Below are 16,325 nucleotides of genomic sequence, written 5' to 3'. Positions count from 1 at the left end.
AATAAACCAATACGTTATTAAAAAATAAAGCTTTATGAATCAACGGCGACAAAGATAACACTTTTGTCGCACGGGCGTTGTTCCTGAAACCCTTGAGGCTGTTACTTAACACCAAGCTTCTCCCTCAACAGTGGCATGTAGCTATCGATGTTATAAGTTTTATCCCCGGTGATGCTGGCGCAGGCGTTATGAGCATAAATAAAATAGCTTACGCCAACGCTTAGGCCTAAATCATTAAGATCGGGCTTTTGGGGGTCTAAAAGACTGTAGCTTTCTGGGATTAAGTGAGTGAAAACATCTTCTGATCCGATATTTAAGACTTCTCTAACAATAATAGACTTGCCCATGGCGAGGTCTAAAGGTGCTCTAGATTTAACAGTGTCATATTGCTCACTCATGCATAAGCGGTATTTATCGCATCCAGATAATCTGTTACTTTCACAATAAGCCGTTGATATTTCGGTTAGATTGTCAATATATAAATAAGAGATGTAGTTACTTTTGCACCCAGAGGTGAAAAGTAATAAAAAAAGCATGTGGTTATATTTTTTCAACTTTATTTGACTCCAGCTTAAACATTTCTTCGGCGTTAGCATGTCCGGTATAGGACATGCGAGGTAACACATTTAGTGCCTGATTATAATCAGCACCTGGACAGCTCTCCCAAGGGCCACCCGTTCGAGCGATTAGGTTCGCGGAGCTCCCATCAGCAATCGAATAATCAATGTAGATATTATCCCAGCGTTTGACATTGGCGGGTTTGGGGCTTTTTCCCTTCCTGGATACCGGATCAAGCGTTACCAATAGTTCAATCGGAATATCGGGGTTTTTCTTCGCCAATAAAATCGCCCGGTCTCCACCCCAACTATGACCTACCAGCACGATTTTCTGCCCGGCAGCATGCCATTCTTTCATTAGCGGCGCGACTTTCCCACCGCCATGTTCGGAGTAGGCCACATCCTGTTTGCGCAGGGTGATAACCTTACCACCGTTATCCGTGGTATCTCTGCCATTTTTTTTCTCATAAGGAGCAAAAACAAACTTTAACAAGGGTTGAAAACTTGCGTCCATCGCGCCACCAATAAACACCACCAGTGTCTTTAAACAATTGGCGGTAATCTTACCTTGCTGCTCTTTTACGCTAGGTAAGATAATATAGTCACTCGGGTCGTTATTCTTGTATTTGTAATCAAAACCCGGAAAAATAATTCCATCTGATGCGCACATTATCTTGCCTCCAAATGCTTACGTAACATCAATAGTTCCTTTCTGATGCGTCGCTGAGTGTAGGCCACCAACTCAGCGAGCCGTAGATCTTCCTGACTAACGTGATTATCAGCAAAATGCACCTTAACCCAAGGGTAGAGCGGGTCATCAAAGACTTTATGGCCGAGGAAGAACTGTAATGCCAGGATAACCGCCTGCCCGTGGAACGTGGTGACCCCATGCTCCTGAAACCAATGTTGATCTTGAGCTAATAGGCCGAACATCTGATGTATGGGAACGTACTGCGCCCGCTCAGGGTAAAGTGAGCGTACATAATCCACCACGTGCTGTTCTTCATACATATAGGGCAACTGGGTAAGTTGCAGGGTTTTTAGCCTTTCCAGCGCTGCCAGGTAGAGCTCTAACCGCTTGCCCATGCTTCGTACAAAAACCAGCCCCAACTGCTGATTTAACACGGCCAACTGCCCTGGCTCCTCTGCTGCGGTTGTCAAATAGGGCGCGACGATGTGCTCAAGCTGGAGATCGGTATCAAAATGGCTGCCTAAACTGCAGGCTAAATCAAGGAATTGGCAACGATCGTTAAAACGCTCCAGCCGGTGAGTTTGGCATTTTTCCGTGATGAGGGTAATGAACCGCTGGACCTGTTCATCGCCCAACAGGCGGGTGCGCTTCGGATATTTATCGGTAAAGTAGCGCTGTAGCTGGCTAACCTGCTCGTTCTGGTTTTGCTGCTTTAACTTGGCGAGTTGCGCTTCTTCCAGCGTCACTTTCCCTGTCAGAATTGGGGCTGCCTGGGCGGGTAATTCAATCATCTGTTGCCGGACCCAAAGCGAGCTGAATACCCCCATCAGCTGATTTTGCTGGGACTCGGTGGAGGCCGCCAGGATTAACGGTAGAAACTGGGCGTCCCAATAGCGGAAAAATACCGTCTTCCCATCTGGCAAATTAATCTGCGTCAGGCCCCGTAAATGGTCGAGAATGCGCTGACGCGGCTGTTCACTGACTGCCAGCCATCCCCAGTCCGTTGAGGATGCTTCACTCACCCACGCTAAAAACGGGCTCTTAACCGACAGCTCCACCAAATAGGGCATCACTTGGTGCCAATCTTTGTAGGCCGTATAGTGATAAATCCCTTCTGCAACGCGGGAGCCATCCAGTTGATAGTAGTGTTTCAATGGCTGCGCATCGCTAACGGTGGACAACACCGCATACAGCCGTTGTCCTGATGCGCAATTGGCCAGCCATTGCTGTAGTTGACTCTCCATATCTTCGTTGCCTCCGGCAAGCTGTCCCGATTAAATCGCGCAACCCTGTTGTTTACATCGCTCACACTCTTCGCAAAATGCTCGCGGTTGTTTAAACGCACTAACCTGTGCAGGATTTAGCGCAAAGGCAGGGACGCTGGCTGGGATAGGAATAACATCGGGCATTCTGCCACCCCATCCTCTGCCGGAGCCCGGGCTGCCGGTGCCCACATTGAGCGTGGGGCCGATCGTAACGCCGCTGGGATCGATTTTTATAAAGCTGGAACCGGCCTTTAAGGTGATTTCCGTGCCGGTTTCAATCACTATTTTAGTGCCGGACTTCAGGTGAATTTCCTGCCCAACCTCCGTCAATAAGGCGTTGCTGGCGTTAATGTGGAAATTGCTATTCACGGTCAGGGAATAATCGCTTTCTATCCGGTCACGCTTTTCGCCATTAACCTGCAGAAAATCATTGTGGACAACCTGTTGTCTGCGATCGTTGCCTATCCGCTGGTTCTCATCGTGATCGATACGTGCGCAACTGTCATGCAGCACTTCGGTTGTCATGTTCTTTTGCGCATGCAGATAGAGCTCTTCCTGGCCTTTTTCATCTTCAAAACGCAGTTCGTTAAACCCTTCGCCTTTATGGGTTTGCGAACGGATCGACATCTGGGTTTTGGTGCCCGGCAGCTTGCCCGGGGGCAGGTTGCTGGCGTGATAGGTGCGGCCGATAATGACGGGTTGATCGGGATCGCCATTCAGAAACTCGACGATCACCTCATGGCCAACGCGTGGCACGGCCGACATGCCCCAACGTGGCCCTGCCCAGGGGTGTGATACCCGGATCCAACAGGAACTGCTGTCGTCGGTTCTGCCCGAGCGATCCCAGAGAAAACGGACTTTTACCCGACCGAACTCATCACAAAAGATTTCTTCAGTGGCTGGCCCCGTGACAATGGCGATTTGTGCACCATCAATCCGTGGCTTGGGGTGTAAAGCGGGGCGCCAGGTCTGATCGTAGGGAATAAACGCAAACTGGCTGGTTACGATAGTTCCCGTCCCGCCTGTGTTACTTTCAAGCGCTTGGGGTTGCTGCCCTGAATGGTTAGCCTGGGTGATTTGCCAACGCGTATTGAGCGCCTCCAGAGGATGGTTTTCCAAGGTAAAGCGTACGCCGGGTTGCAGCGCCGGGCAGTTGCTTGCCCCTTCGCTCTGATGAGCATCGTTACGCAGCGCCTGGATGCGCCAGCGGGCAAAAGATTTACCCACCTCGGTGCTTTTGAAACGCCCTGGGAAATCGTAATGAAAGTACTTGCCGGGCTGATGCTCAGTATCGCGGGCGTCATCGCCAAACTCTGCCAACCATAAGGGATCTTTAAAGGTGTAATCTTTCAACAGCACTTCGGCGAGGCGTAAACTTTCCCGGCGCTTAAAGGTGGTGACGCAGGGTTCATCCAACGAGGTAGATGACTGGTCGGGATGATAGGGGAGCGTTGGCCCGTCATGCAGTGCGGCGCAATCATCGGAAAACACCAACGTATGTTTGCCATTTTGGTGCTCAAAGAAATAGTAAATCCCCTCTTCTGCGGCCAGGCGGTTAATAAAATCGAGATCGCTTTCATTATATTGGACGCAAAACTCACGTACGGCATGGGGATAGCGCAACGCGTGGGCATAGTCGACGATCTTGTTTTCTTTTAACAGGGTTTCCAGGATTTCCAGAAAGTTTTGTTGCTGGAAAATACGTGAACGGTGACCCAACCCGGCTCGCCAGAGCGAGGGACGAATGCTAAATCGATAACGCGTTTGATGAAGTCCGGCATCCCCTTGTTCGATGGAGGTGACAATGCCATTAACGACTCGCTGTACCTCGGTTTCACGCCAAATCGTCAGCGTGGCGGTATTATCCAGGATTGAACGGAACTCCACGCTGGGCTTGGCGCTAGCCACCTCAAGCTCTAGCGCGAACGGGCTGGAGAATTGTTCATGCAGAGTAAATTCCACCACCACAAAAGCGTCTGCTGGCAGGTTGCCAACGCTTAACGTAAACCTCAGCCCGCTGGCTTGTTTGCTCATCCCTGGCATGCGCTTCCCCCCATTTATTACATGAATATATTCCGCTCAATTACAACAAAAAATCCATAGATATATAAATAATATTAATGTATTTGTGGCGAAATAACAACCAGTGGCGTTTTATAAATGTGATCCAATACGACAATGTGTGATTACGCTAATTGTTGTCCTGCCTGGTTTAGAGCGGATTGGCGTATTACGCCATTTTCATGCGAAATGTCATGGAAACCGATCAAATATAACCACTATATTTACATGGTTATAACCTTACTGACACCTGCCTACGCCAGCCAAGATAAGGAGATAACGTCAACGAAAGCGTGTTTTTTCAGTCAGCCTGTTCGGAAAGGATACCTATGAATCAATTTATCGTTGCGGAATCAGAAGCCTGCATTGGCTGCCGGAGTTGTGAGGTCGCCTGCGTGACCGCACACCATCACGGGGCATACCCAAGCAAGCGCGAATATTTCACCCCAAGAGTCAAGGTTATTCAGGGCACCCATGGCAATACGGCCGTGTTCTGCCACCATTGCGAAGATGCGCCCTGTGCCAATGTTTGTCCTACCGGGGCCATTGAACAAAGTGATACCAGCATCCAGGTCAGCCAAGAGAAATGCATCGGCTGCAAAGCCTGTGCGGTCGCTTGTCCGTTTGGCATGATGACGGTGGTGACCGAAACGGTGCAGCCCGCCAATCATCGCCTGGCCGACAGCTATCAGAAGGTTGAGGCACAGAAATGCGACCTGTGTAGCGAGCTGAACCATGAGCCTGCTTGTGTACGTGCCTGCCCAACCCATGCACTCAGCCTGGTGAACAACCAAACGTTGCTGGACCAGCAGCGAGAAAAGCGGCTACGTGCAGCGGCGCGCGATCACCATAGCCAACTGTTTGGCAGTGCGGCTAATCAGAGCCCGGAAGCGAAAGCCCAGAAAAAATCAACTCCGATCCGTAATCTGCTGCAACAGCCTCGGGCACCTCGCCTGGAAGCCAGCAAAATCCCGCTCGAGTTGCGCAAAACCAGCTTTGCCGAAATCTACCAACCCTTTAATGAGCAACAGATCCAGCAACAGGCCGAACGCTGCCTGAGCTGCGGCAAGCAGAGTATCTGCTCCTGGACCTGTCCGCTGCATAATCAGATCCCTCAGTGGATCAAGCTGGCCAGCCAGGGGCGCATCTGGGAGGCGGCGGAGCTATCGCACCAAACCAGCAGCCTGCCGGAAGTGTGCGGCCGGGTATGCCCACAGGACCGACTGTGTGAGCAATCCTGTACGCTCAATGAGCACGGGGGAGCCGTCACCATCGGTAACATTGAACGCTACATCACCGAAACGGCCTTTGAGATGGGCTGGCGGCCAGATATGTCGGCGGTGAAAGACAGCGGCAAGCGCGTTGCCATTATCGGCGCGGGTCCGGCGGGGCTGGGCTGTGCCGATATCCTGGTGCGTCATGGCATCAAGCCGGTGGTGTTCGATCGCTATCCGGAAATTGGCGGGCTGCTGACCTTCGGCATTCCGGCGTTCAAGCTGAATAAGGACGTGATGGCCAGAAGGCGTGAGATCTTCAGCGATATGGGCGTGGAGTTCCGTTTGAATACCGAGATTGGCAAAGACGTCTCGATGGAAACCCTGCTCAATGATTACGACGCGCTGTTCCTTGGCGTGGGGACCTATAAATCGATGCGTTCCGGCCTGGAAAATGAAGGTGCGCCGGGAGTGTATGACGCCTTGCCATTCTTGATCGCCAATACCCAACAACTGATGGGCTATGCCGAAAACCCGCAAAGCCCTTACGTCAATATGGCGGGCAAGCGGGTGATCGTACTGGGGGGCGGTGATACCGCTATGGACTGCGTCCGTACCTCATTACGTCACGGTGCTGAGCAGGTGATTTGTGCCTATCGGCGTGATGAAAAGAGCATGCCGGGTTCGAAAAAGGAAGTGAAAAATGCGCGGGAAGAGGGCGCAGAATTCATGTTCAACCTGCAACCGCTAAGCATCGTGATCGATGAAGAAGGTAAGGTCAGCGGCATTCAGATGCGGCGAACCGAAATGGGGGCTCCGGACAGCCAGGGTAGGCGGCAGGCGGTCCCTGTTGAGGGTTCGGAACATATCGTACCGGCGGATGCGGTGATCATGGCCTTTGGCTTTAGCCCGCATCGTATGGGCTGGTTGGCAGAACATAACGTCATGCTGGATAGGCAAGGGCGCGTGGTGGCGCCAACGGTGGCGGGTTATCCGTACCAAACCAGTAACCGCAAGATTTTCGCCGGTGGTGACATCGTGCGCGGTGCCGATCTGATCGTGACCGCCATTGCCGAAGGGCGCAAGGCGGCGGAAAGCATCGGTTATTACCTCAATGTGCTCTAACGCGGCTCAAGGAGAGACGGTATGAATCAGTTTGTCATTGCAGATATGAAACAGTGCATTGGCTGCCGCACCTGCGAGATAGCCTGCGTGATGGCGCATCTGGGGGATAATCCGTTGCCGATGACGGCGGAAAACTTCAATCCTCGCTTACGGGTGATGAAAACCCTTAGCGTCAGCGTACCGATGCTGTGCCGCCAGTGTGAAAATGCCCCTTGCCCGAACGAGGCCATCTATAACCAGGATGGCAGCGTACAGGTGCTCCAGTCGCGTTGTATTGGCTGCAAGAGCTGCATGGTGGCTTGCCCTTATGGTGCGATGGAGGTGGTGGTCAATCAGGGGTATGTCAGCAATGGTGTCGCGTACCAACGGGCTCAGGCGAATAAATGCGATCTGTGTCAGGGGCGCGAAGCGGGGCCAGCCTGTGTCGAGGTGTGTCCAACGGCGGCGTTAACCCTGATCCGGCCAGTAGACCTGCAAGCCATGCAGTTGGAAAAGCAACAGCGCGCGGCCCGTGGCTCTGCACCGAACCTGCGGTAAATTATTCCTTACCTCACTACAACCCATTCTGCGTGATAACCGCGTGGAATGGGTTTTCTTTCATGATCCGCGCGACGTGGCTAAATGAAACGAATATCGCTGCTTTACCTTTGAACGCGATGATCTTTCAGAAATCTTACCAACAGGCTGCATGCTATAATTCGTCGATATTCTGCGCGGAACCTCTTTGTTAAGGATAAATGACGATGACCCTCTTCCCAGGATTTAAAACCACGCTGTTGGCGGCCTCGGTGCTGTTGGCCTGTACCGGCCTGGCTCAGGCGCAAAACGTCACGCTCAACGACGTGACGGTCTTTATTCGCGGTGCCGAGTTATTCAACAGCAGCAAAGTGACGCTACCGGCGGGGGAAAGCGAAGTCGTCTTTACCAATATTGCCAGCGGGCTGAACGAACAGAGCCTGATGCTTGATGCTGATAACGGCGTGGTCGTGCAATCTTTCAGCATAAAACGCGATTTTCTCACCGAACATGTGTCGCCTGAAGTGGAGCAATTAACCAAGCAGATTGATGATGAGGTGCGTGAGCAAAGCAAACTGAACGTACAGCGGGAAGTGATCCAGGCACAGCTGGCGGTGCTGGAAAGTAACCGGGCGCTGGGTTCGGAGAAAGAGGGCGCTTCCGTTGAGCAGGTTAATCAGATGCTTGAACTGGTGAGTCGCCGCATGAGTGAAGTGCTGCTGGCGGATATCGAGCTTAAAGAGAAGATCGCCGCGATTGACAAAAGCATCGAAAAGCTGAAGAGCCAGTTGGACGAGGCCCAGCAGAAGACTGGCCAAACGGTGAATCAGGTGGTGGTGAAGTTTTACACTGCGAAAGCCGTGACCAGCAACGTTAAGCTGTCTTATGTGATCCCAGATGCAGGTTGGGTGCCGACTTACGATGTGCGGGTCAACAGCATTACCCAGCCGGTCAAGCTGAGCTACAAGGCCAATGTGTTTCAGAACAGCGGCATCAACTGGGATAAGGTCAACCTGACGCTTTCCAGCGGCAACCCAAGCGAAGGGGCGCAGGCGCCGAAGTTGCAACCTTGGTATCTCGATTTTTATCAGGACTACTCAAGTTCCAAGATGGCAATGTCGATACCCAGACCGGCACCGGCTCCCGTTGCTGAGATGGCCGCTGGCGCGGATGCCCAAGAGCTTGATGGCGCAATGGCCAGCAGAGCTAAACGTTCTCTCTCAGATTATGTGGTCACCGATGCTGGCGGAGTGAATACCCGCTTTAGCATTTCCTTGCCTTATAACATTGCCTCCGATGGCAAAGGGCATTCAGTCACCATCAAGGATGTGGACGTTCAGGGCGACTATCGCTACGTGGTGGTGCCGAAAATCGAACCTGATGCCTTCTTGCAGGTACAGTTAAAAGACTGGGAACCGCTTAATTTGTTGCCGGGCAAGTCCAGTATTTTCTTCGAGGGTTCATTTGTCGGCCAGGGGTATATCAATATCGCCGAGGCCAAAGAAACGCTGGATCTGTCATTGGGTCGGGACAAAAAGATTATCGTTAACCGCGAAAATGGCAAGCAGCTGACCTCGAAGGCGGAGTTTTTTGGCAATTCGGTAAGCCAACAGTACTCCTTTGTCACCAGCGTGAAAAATACCCGTAAAGAGCCGATTAAGCTGGTGGTGATGGAACAGATGCCGCTAAGTCGTGATTCGGCGATTACTATCGACGGGCTGAAGTACGACGGTGCCAGCTACGATAAAGACACCGGCAACGTACAGTGGGCAGTGGATTTACCTGCGAATCAGTCCGAGAAATTCACCCTGTCTTATACGGTGAAGTATCCAAAGGATAAGCGCGTTAGCAATTTATAACTTTACCCCTCACCCTAGCCCTCTCCCACAGGGAGAGGGGACCGAACGTGCCACAAATTGGTTACTACATTCGTCCTCAAACCAGCTTGGTTAAAGACTAACTTTGCACCTGAAAATGGCTCCCCTTGGCTACTACATTCGTCCTTATCACCAATCTGCCTAAAGACTGACTTCTGTACCTGAAAATGGCGCTGTACCAGCTCCCTATCCCTGTGGGAGAGGGTTGGGGTGAGGGGCCAGTTCAGCTTCCTCGGTATATTGTTATACCGGAGCTGCCAGGGATTGGCTTTGAAGGTAAATCGGAGCTGATCAAGGTGATACGTGCTTTGGCGGAGTGATTGCGGCGCTGATAGGGCAGCGCCGCGTGGGGATTAAGCAGGTTTAAGACCGGGTTCAATCAGGCTATAGACCTGTTGATTGAGTGCGGGGGCACTTGCCAGTTGCTGGACATGTGCAGCAACATCCGCACGCATCACAAAGCCATGAACTTCCTGCCCCTGAAAACGTTGCGCCTTGCCGGTGGCATTGCCGTTTAGCAGCCCGCCGGGGCGCAAGATGGCGTGATCTAGCGTGCTGGTTTGTAACCAACTTTCCGCCAGCGATTTTTCACGTACCGCCTGGCCAAACCCCGCTTTGGCACGTGGTGACAGAAACGGCCAACCTTCGCCACAGCCCAACGAGGTGACGAGGATCATGCGCGATATCCCGCATTTCTCCGCCGTATCTATCACTGTCCGGTGGGCCAGATAATCCTGTGCTCCTCCCATTGACGAGATGATTGTTGCGTTGGCACCAGCAGCTTCGCAAGCGCGGGTGACCGCAATGGCATCACAAGCGTCACCGAGATAAACCTGTACGCCTTTCTCCCGCAGGCGAGCGGCGGCATCAGGATTACGCACCACCGCAACCACCGGACGCTGTTCCGCCAGCGCAAGTTCCAGAGTCAGCGCGCCGACCCCTTTACCGCCAGCGCCAAAAATCAGCCATGGTTTCATTGTTCACTCCTGTTAGAGGGTGGCTACCGCAATACGCGGCAGATCCAGTTGTTGGAGCAGCTCATCAAGAGACTGCAGAATATTGCTTGCCCAGAAGCGCCCTTCGTTGGTCAGGCGCAGGCAGGTTGAGGCGTCGCGGGTTAACCCCGCCTGATGCCACTGTGCGAGTAGCGGCTTCAACTGCTCTGCATGAGGCGTCAGTTCATCCAGCGGGATGCGCGCGTTTTCCACGCCAGCCTGTAGCGGCTGACGCCACTGGCTTCGGTTACCTGAGGTACGCATCATCATCATCAGCGGTTTGCGACCCGCGGCGATAGAGTCGTGCCAGCTAGTGAGGTTGCGCTCAATCATCCAGGAATAACCGTTGACCGAGCCTCCCGCGCCGGAGCCAAAGGCCAGGCAGTCTGCGCCCTGCTTAATCAGTAGGTTGTACAAATTGCGCTCTCGGGTGGTGCGCGCCCAGTGGCTATTGCTGATACAGCGCCAGCCCGCCTGGTCCATGAAGTCGCAGCCCTGCAAATAGAGATCTCGCCGCTCGGTAGGTGAGGGAACCGAGGTGCGGCCAGTTTCCACTGCCTTACCCAGGAGCGTATTGGGCAGCAGATTGAGGGCGTAGAGATCGACACCGTCCAGCCCGATATCGCGGGCAATCGCCAGATCTTCGCCCCAAACTTTCGCATCCTGACCAGGTAAGCCGAATAGCAAATCGCAGACCACGGCAGCGCGGTCGCGACGAACGAGTCCTTCCATAAACGCAATGGCGCTTGCGCCGTCGGAGGTACGAGCCATTTTTTTACGGATTTTGCTATTAAACGACTGAATACCAATCGAAAAGCGATTGGCTCCGGCATCCAGACAGGCGTCTATCCGCTGATCGTCAAAGTTTAGCACCCGGCCCTCGATGGTGATTTCACAGTCTGGGGCCAACGGCAGGCGTTCGCGTAGTGTGGTGATAATACGTGCCAGATCCCGTGCGGCAAGCGCCGAAGGTGTTCCACCGCCAAAATAGACGGCATGGATTGGCGCAGACTGATGCAGAGGGCTGTCTGCCTCCATTTCTATCTCGCGTAGCAGCGCATTGGTGTAGCGGGTGCAGCTGTCCTCCTCGAAACGGTTTTGGTAAAAGCCGCAGAAGGTGCAGTGGGTGGCACAAAACGGAATGTGTAGATACACCAGCCGCTTGCGGCTGGGCGCGGTCTGGCCGATAACAGTTTGCCAGGTTGGTGCCAGCAGCGGTTTTTCTACGGGGATCGCGCCGCGCAGCGGCATCATGGCTCGACGATCTTTAAACGGCTGATTGCCTGCCAGTGCAAAATGCGGGGTTAAATCCAGCTCAGTGTCATGTTTCAACAGCAAGTTCCTTCAATGGGGCAGAACTGATGGAGGTAGGGATGCTTAGCAACGTAACTATCCAGACCTGTCATAGTTTAACTGAAAATGATTACCATTTGCATTTATATACTGACAATCGTCAGCAGAGTCTATCCAGCCAGCGGCCAATTAAATGCAACGTTGACTTGGGTCAAACTTTTCGGCACCCCGAATTAAATTTTGGTGGCCGACGCGAACAACCATTGCTAACGCTGGAGTTTATATGTACTATCGCCGCGTTTTCCCATTCATTCACTTTGCAAAGGAGGTACATCATGAATTATCAAGCACTGTTTACCCTTTGCGGGTCGTATCCTCAGGCATAATTTCCTGTTCTCCAGGTATTGCTAGGGCTACCGCCCGCCAAATCCAAAAAATGAGATAAAATAGTAATCAGGATTGGTTATGAGCAATACTATTGCCTCCGTTACGCCGCGAGTTTCATTGATCGCGTCGGAACACACCTGGATTGAAGGAAATGCAATCCAACAATTAGAAATTACCGCCAAGCTGCCAGATATGGTGCGCGTGGTCGGGATGCCAGATTTGCATCCTGGCCGTGGCTACCCGGTCGGTGCCGCTTTCTTTTCACAACATCGCTTCTACCCGGCGTTAATCGGTAATGATATCGGTTGCGGTATGTCGCTATGGCAAACAGATTTGCTGGCGATGAAACAGTCGCTGGATAAATTGGAAAAAAAGCTGGGCAATATTAACGGCCCGTTAGAGCAAGAAGAGTTGGGGGATATTCCTCCCGCGCTTGGCGATTATTCTCGGGCATTGGGCACCATTGGCGGCGGTAATCATTTTGCTGAACTGTTACGCATCGACGAAATATATCAGCCGCAGGCCGGTCTCGATAAAAAACGGCTGATGTTGTTGGTGCACAGCGGTTCGCGTGGCTTGGGCCAGCTAATACTGGAACAGCATGTACGCGCTCATGGGCACCATGGCCTGCTGGAAAATACCGATGCGGCCAACGATTATCTGCAACAGCATCAACAGGCACTGGATTTTGCAGGCTTAAACCGGCAACGGATTGCCCAGCGGATATTGCAGCGGTTACGCGCTGCTGGCGATTGCCTGCTGGATATCCATCATAACTTGCTGGAGGCGGCCACTATCGAGGGCGTGTCTGGTTGGCTGCATCGTAAAGGGGCTACGCCGTCGGATGAAGGTCTGGTGGTGATCCCCGGCTCGCGCGGCGATTACAGCTATATCGTCCAACCGCTACCTGCCGCCAGCAGTTTGTATTCACTGGCGCACGGCGCGGGGCGCAAATGGATGCGTTCCGAGTGTAAAGATCGCTTATCAGCGCGTTTCAGCACCGAGCAGTTGGCCAGAACCCGCTTCGGCAGCCGGGTGATTTGCCGCGACCGCCAGCTGATTTATCAGGAAGCGCCAGAAGCCTACAAGCCGATTGATAGCGTAGTGGGAGCCTTGCAGCAGGCCGGATTGGTCACGTTGGTGGCGCGTATGCAGCCGGTGTTGACCTACAAAACCAGCGGGGGGCAGTGATGATCTTATTACAGATATCTGCCGCCCAGGGGCCGGATGAATGTTGCCTGGCGGTGAGCCTGGCACTGCGCCAGTTTCACAAAGAGGCTCAGGCCATGCAGGTGGAACTGCATGAGGTTGAGCGGGAAGAGGGCCGCCTGCCGGGCACGTTGCGTTCGGTGTTATTGACGCTTAATGGCGAAGCGGCGGAGCCATTGGCCGCCAAGTGGTGCGGGACATTGCAGTGGATTTGCGAAAGCCCCTGGCGCACTGGGCGCTCCAGAAAGAACTGGTTTATTGGTGCAGCGCGTTTCTCTCCGGCAGCGGTGCCAAAAGAGAGCGAGATCCGCTTTGAGACGTTGAAGTCCTCCGGGCCAGGTGGGCAGCACGTAAATAAAACGGAATCGGCTATTCGCGCCACCCATATCGCTAGCGGCATTAGCGTCAAAGTGCAGACCGAGCGCAGCCAACATGCCAATAAACGTTTGGCGTATTTGCTGATCGCTCACCGTTTGCAACAGCTTGAGCAACAGCAACTGGACGAACAGCGTGCTGAACGACGGATGTTTCACCATCAAATAGTGCGTGGTTCACCGGTTCGGGTGTTTAAAGGCGAAAGCTTTACGCCACTCACTTAATCAATATCGGCCTGATGGGGCAGGCCGGTAACGCTATAAGAAGAAAAGAAATGGAAACACATAAATATGGTCGGACATACCATTATCCGTTCTCACCGGGAACCACCAGTGACGATCGGATCAATAAGCATTATTGGCAAGACATACGGCTAATCCCCTCGCTGATCCATACGGAAAAGCTCGATGGTGAGAATAACTGCCTGAATCGGTATGGCGTATTTGCACGCTCCCATGCGGCACCGACGGTTTCTGCCTGGACGCGCCAGATCCGCCAGCGTTGGCAATTGATTAAAAATGACCTGGGCGATATCGAACTGTTTGGCGAGAACCTGTATGCCACGCATTCGATCGAATATCGTGGCCTGCAACAGGACTTCTATCTATTCGCCGTACGTTGTAAAGACATGTGGCTGAGTTGGCAAGAAGTGCAGTTTTACGCGGCATTATTTGATTTTGCCTGTGTGCCAGAAGTGGTGCAGGACGTGCCGCGCCAGACGGAACAAGAATACCGCTCGGCAATACTGGCGCTGGTGGGGGGAGTAGGGAGTTTTGCGCCGCATGACGTGCATACCGGCTTGCCATGCACCATGGAAGGGATTGTCACCCGCAATGCGGTTGAATTCCCAGTGGCTCAGTTTTCCCATAACGTGTTTAAGTATGTGCGTAAAAACCATGTAAAAACCGATCGCCATTGGAGAGTGAATTGGCAACGAGCGCGTATGGCGTACGAGTATCAGCAGGAGGATAAACCATGTGGTGCTTAAGTGAAGACAAGCAGTGGGGCAGGCTGGCGGATAAATTTCGCTGGGTGGCCGACATGCATCAGGTGCCACAAGATCCTCGCCATCATGCGGAAGGCGATGTGGCAATCCATACCCAGCTCGTGCTGGCGGCACTGACCGAGTCTGCGCAGTTTTTGGCATTGCCAGAGCAACAGCAGGAGCTGGTTTGGGCTGCCGCATTGCTGCACGATGTAGAAAAGCGCAGCACCACGCGGGTTGCAGACGATGGTTCGGTGACCTCACCCAACCACGCTAAACGCGGTGAACTGACCACGCGCTCGATCCTCTATCGGGATATCGTTACGCCGTTTGAGCTGCGTGAACAGGTTGCGGCCTTGGTGCGTTTTCATGGTTTGCCGTTGTGGATCATGGGGCGACCATCGCCGGAGCGGGCGCTGTTATTAGCGGCCCTACGGTTAGATACACGGTTGCTGGCGATGTTGGCTCGGGCAGATGTGTTGGGCCGCGAGTGTGAAGACCAAAACGGCCTGCTGGATAATATCGAGCTGTTCGAACTGTTCTGTCAGGAACAGCAATGCTGGGGGCAAGCGCGTCCTTTTGCGAGCGATAACCAGCGTTACCATTATTTGACGCATCCGCAGGCTAGCGTGGATTTTGTTCCCTACGAGCAATTTCAGAGCGAAGTAACGTTACTTTGTGCGCTGCCGGGAATGGGTAAAGATCGCTATATCGCGCAGCATGCCGCTGGGCTTGAGGTTATCAGCCTGGACAATATTCGCCGCCAGCATCGGCTTTCGCCAACCGACAAAAACGCGACTGGCTGGGTCGTGCAGCAGGCCAAGTTGCAGGCTAAAACGCTGTTACGGCGGGGTGACCCTTTTGTCTGGAATGCCACCAATATTACCCGGCAGTTGCGTAGCCAACTGGTTGAGTTGTTTATCGCCTATGGCGCAAGGGTGAAGATTGTTTACCTGGAAGTGCCTTACGCCCAATGGCAGCGGCAGAATGCCGAGCGGGAATACAGCGTACCTGCTGAGGCGATGGCGCGGATGCTGAGCAAATTGGAGATCCCGCAGGCGGACGAGGCGCATGAGGTGGAGTTGCGGGTGCAGGACGCAAGCTAGCCCGGGGCTGTTGTCAGATGCCGAGCCACTATGTAGCACATACAGTCCCCTATCCATGTGGATGGGGGACGTCACCGTAGATTAATTCGCGATCACCGTGACCAGCAGCGGTGATTCAAACATCGCCTTCGGCGAAATAACCGACCCCTCCCACGGGATTTGCGTTCCGTAGCGCTCTTTCAGTTTTTGCTGTACGGCAGGAGAGCCAAAGTTAAATTCACGTACTTTTTGCAGCTTGCCGATTTGTATCCCTAGTGCGCGATCGTAAATCTTCCACACCAATTCCGAACAATATAGCTTCTCATCCGACCAGGAAAACTGCATGTCGTAGGGCTTCCCGGCAAAGCTTTTAACCTGCTGGCGTATTTTTAACTGTGCGGACGGCGTCATCATTTGCTTGGCGTTCTTGAGGCGTTTAACGACAAAATGCTTTTGCTCTCCCCGATCGATCCAGGCGGCCAGCGGGGTATATTTCACCGTTGATACCGCTTCGAATACGTAAGGCTTGCCATCTCGCAGCACAATGATGCCCATGTGGCTGTAACGTGAGCCGGTTGTCTGCTGTATCGCCAGGCTCTGTGCCGAGCGGGAAGTGTGGAAAATGATGTCACCATCCTGCACCGCAGGTAGCTCGCGAGCTTGGCTGACCAGCACGGTCATCAGGCCGAT

General features: G+C 53.1%; 14 protein-coding genes. 7 read left to right on the top strand and 7 right to left on the bottom strand.

Going from position 1 to position 16,325, the window contains the following annotated elements:
* Window positions 1-101 precede the first annotated feature (101 nt).
* From KGP26_RS16410 to KGP26_RS16395, 4 genes are read right to left on the bottom strand one after another with little or no spacing between them, the layout of a single operon-like run.
* Window positions 102-554, bottom strand: coding sequence for a hypothetical protein (locus tag KGP26_RS16410; protein WP_223497822.1), 453 nt, complete (start codon window positions 552-554; stop codon window positions 102-104).
* The gene (locus KGP26_RS16405; RefSeq protein ID WP_166732745.1) at window positions 541-1,227 is read right to left on the bottom strand and encodes an alpha/beta hydrolase; all 687 of its coding nucleotides are present in this window, start codon (window positions 1,225-1,227) and stop codon (window positions 541-543) included. Before KGP26_RS16405 ends, KGP26_RS16410 begins: the two co-directional genes overlap by 14 nt.
* The gene (locus KGP26_RS16400; protein WP_223664293.1) at window positions 1,227-2,492 is read right to left on the bottom strand and encodes a DUF4123 domain-containing protein; all 1,266 of its coding nucleotides are present in this window, start codon (window positions 2,490-2,492) and stop codon (window positions 1,227-1,229) included. The genes KGP26_RS16405 and KGP26_RS16400 overlap by 1 nt, the downstream gene beginning before the upstream one ends.
* A 30-nt stretch (window positions 2,493-2,522) precedes the next feature.
* Window positions 2,523-4,547 (bottom strand): type VI secretion system Vgr family protein, encoded by a 2,025-nt coding sequence (locus KGP26_RS16395; RefSeq protein ID WP_223664292.1) that lies wholly within the window; start codon window positions 4,545-4,547, stop codon window positions 2,523-2,525.
* Window positions 4,548-4,903: 356 nt separating this feature from the next.
* On the opposite strand from KGP26_RS16395, the gene aegA reads away from it, so the two are divergent.
* The 3 genes from aegA (at window position 4,904) to KGP26_RS16380 (ending at window position 9,288) form a co-directional block, all read left to right on the top strand.
* The gene (aegA, locus tag KGP26_RS16390) at window positions 4,904-6,913 is read left to right on the top strand and encodes a formate-dependent uric acid utilization protein AegA (RefSeq protein WP_223664291.1); all 2,010 of its coding nucleotides are present in this window, start codon (window positions 4,904-4,906) and stop codon (window positions 6,911-6,913) included.
* 21 nt (window positions 6,914-6,934) lie between these two features.
* Window positions 6,935-7,450 (top strand): 4Fe-4S dicluster domain-containing protein, encoded by a 516-nt coding sequence (locus KGP26_RS16385; protein WP_223664290.1) that lies wholly within the window; start codon window positions 6,935-6,937, stop codon window positions 7,448-7,450.
* 200 nt (window positions 7,451-7,650) lie between these two features.
* Window positions 7,651-9,288: a DUF4139 domain-containing protein gene (locus tag KGP26_RS16380; protein ID WP_223664288.1), complete on the top strand. Its 1,638-nt coding sequence runs from the start codon at window positions 7,651-7,653 to the stop codon at window positions 9,286-9,288.
* Between the two features lie 371 nt (window positions 9,289-9,659).
* On the opposite strand, the gene chuY is transcribed toward KGP26_RS16380, so the two are convergent.
* A complete protein-coding gene (gene chuY / locus KGP26_RS16375) occupies window positions 9,660-10,283 on the bottom strand; it encodes an anaerobilin reductase (RefSeq protein WP_223499925.1) in 624 nt (207 codons plus the stop codon).
* A 12-nt stretch (window positions 10,284-10,295) separates the two neighbouring features.
* On the bottom strand, window positions 10,296-11,633 hold the full coding sequence (gene hutW, locus KGP26_RS16370) for a heme anaerobic degradation radical SAM methyltransferase ChuW/HutW (RefSeq protein ID WP_223499924.1): 1,338 nt from the start codon (window positions 11,631-11,633) through the stop codon (window positions 10,296-10,298).
* A 426-nt stretch (window positions 11,634-12,059) separates the two neighbouring features.
* On the opposite strand from hutW, the gene KGP26_RS16365 reads away from it, so the two are divergent.
* Genes KGP26_RS16365 through KGP26_RS16350 form a run of 4 tightly spaced genes read left to right on the top strand, consistent with a single transcriptional unit; the run spans window position 12,060 to window position 15,656 of the window.
* The gene (locus tag KGP26_RS16365; RefSeq protein ID WP_223499923.1) at window positions 12,060-13,172 is read left to right on the top strand and encodes an RNA ligase RtcB family protein; all 1,113 of its coding nucleotides are present in this window, start codon (window positions 12,060-12,062) and stop codon (window positions 13,170-13,172) included.
* Window positions 13,172-13,789: a peptide chain release factor H gene (prfH, locus tag KGP26_RS16360; RefSeq protein WP_094981390.1), complete on the top strand. Its 618-nt coding sequence runs from the start codon at window positions 13,172-13,174 to the stop codon at window positions 13,787-13,789. Before KGP26_RS16365 ends, prfH begins: the two co-directional genes overlap by 1 nt.
* A 50-nt stretch (window positions 13,790-13,839) precedes the next feature.
* Window positions 13,840-14,553 carry an RNA ligase family protein gene (locus KGP26_RS16355; RefSeq protein WP_094981389.1) on the top strand — a complete coding sequence of 238 codons (714 nt, stop codon included), beginning with the start codon at window positions 13,840-13,842 and terminating at the stop codon, window positions 14,551-14,553.
* Window positions 14,541-15,656, top strand: a complete 1,116-nt coding sequence (locus KGP26_RS16350; RefSeq protein WP_223664286.1) for an AAA family ATPase — start codon at window positions 14,541-14,543, stop codon at window positions 15,654-15,656. Before KGP26_RS16355 ends, KGP26_RS16350 begins: the two co-directional genes overlap by 13 nt.
* An 81-nt stretch (window positions 15,657-15,737) precedes the next feature.
* Here KGP26_RS16350 and KGP26_RS16345 read toward each other — a convergent pair whose 3' ends face one another.
* Window positions 15,738-16,316, bottom strand: a complete 579-nt coding sequence (locus tag KGP26_RS16345) for a YiiX family permuted papain-like enzyme (protein WP_094981410.1) — start codon at window positions 16,314-16,316, stop codon at window positions 15,738-15,740.
* Between the last annotated feature and the right edge of the window lie 9 nt (window positions 16,317-16,325).

The sequence above is a fragment of the Serratia sp. JSRIV002 genome (assembly GCF_019968725.1).
In the GTDB taxonomy this organism is placed as follows: Bacteria; Pseudomonadota; Gammaproteobacteria; order Enterobacterales; family Enterobacteriaceae; genus Chania; species Chania fonticola_B.
Note: the sequence above shows the minus strand (reverse complement) of the source record. Positions and strands in the feature narration are given on the sequence as shown.

Excerpts from the sequence above, each read along its gene's own strand:
- KGP26_RS16405 (WP_166732745.1), bottom strand. The coding sequence starts at position 1,227 with ATGTGCGCATCAGATGGAATTATTTTTCCGGGTTTTGATTACAAATAC.
- KGP26_RS16400 (WP_223664293.1), bottom strand. The coding sequence starts at position 2,492 with ATGGAGAGTCAACTACAGCAATGGCTGGCCAATTGCGCATCAGGACAA.
- KGP26_RS16395 (WP_223664292.1), bottom strand. The coding sequence starts at position 4,547 with ATGAGCAAACAAGCCAGCGGGCTGAGGTTTACGTTAAGCGTTGGCAAC.
- aegA (WP_223664291.1), top strand. The coding sequence starts at position 4,904 with ATGAATCAATTTATCGTTGCGGAATCAGAAGCCTGCATTGGCTGCCGG.
- KGP26_RS16385 (WP_223664290.1), top strand. The coding sequence starts at position 6,935 with ATGAATCAGTTTGTCATTGCAGATATGAAACAGTGCATTGGCTGCCGC.
- KGP26_RS16380 (WP_223664288.1), top strand. The coding sequence starts at position 7,651 with ATGACGATGACCCTCTTCCCAGGATTTAAAACCACGCTGTTGGCGGCC.
- chuY (WP_223499925.1), bottom strand. The coding sequence starts at position 10,283 with ATGAAACCATGGCTGATTTTTGGCGCTGGCGGTAAAGGGGTCGGCGCG.
- KGP26_RS16365 (WP_223499923.1), top strand. The coding sequence starts at position 12,060 with ATGAGCAATACTATTGCCTCCGTTACGCCGCGAGTTTCATTGATCGCG.
- prfH (WP_094981390.1), top strand. The coding sequence starts at position 13,172 with ATGATCTTATTACAGATATCTGCCGCCCAGGGGCCGGATGAATGTTGC.
- KGP26_RS16355 (WP_094981389.1), top strand. The coding sequence starts at position 13,840 with ATGGAAACACATAAATATGGTCGGACATACCATTATCCGTTCTCACCG.
- KGP26_RS16350 (WP_223664286.1), top strand. The coding sequence starts at position 14,541 with ATGTGGTGCTTAAGTGAAGACAAGCAGTGGGGCAGGCTGGCGGATAAA.
- KGP26_RS16345 (WP_094981410.1), bottom strand. The coding sequence starts at position 16,316 with ATGACCGTGCTGGTCAGCCAAGCTCGCGAGCTACCTGCGGTGCAGGAT.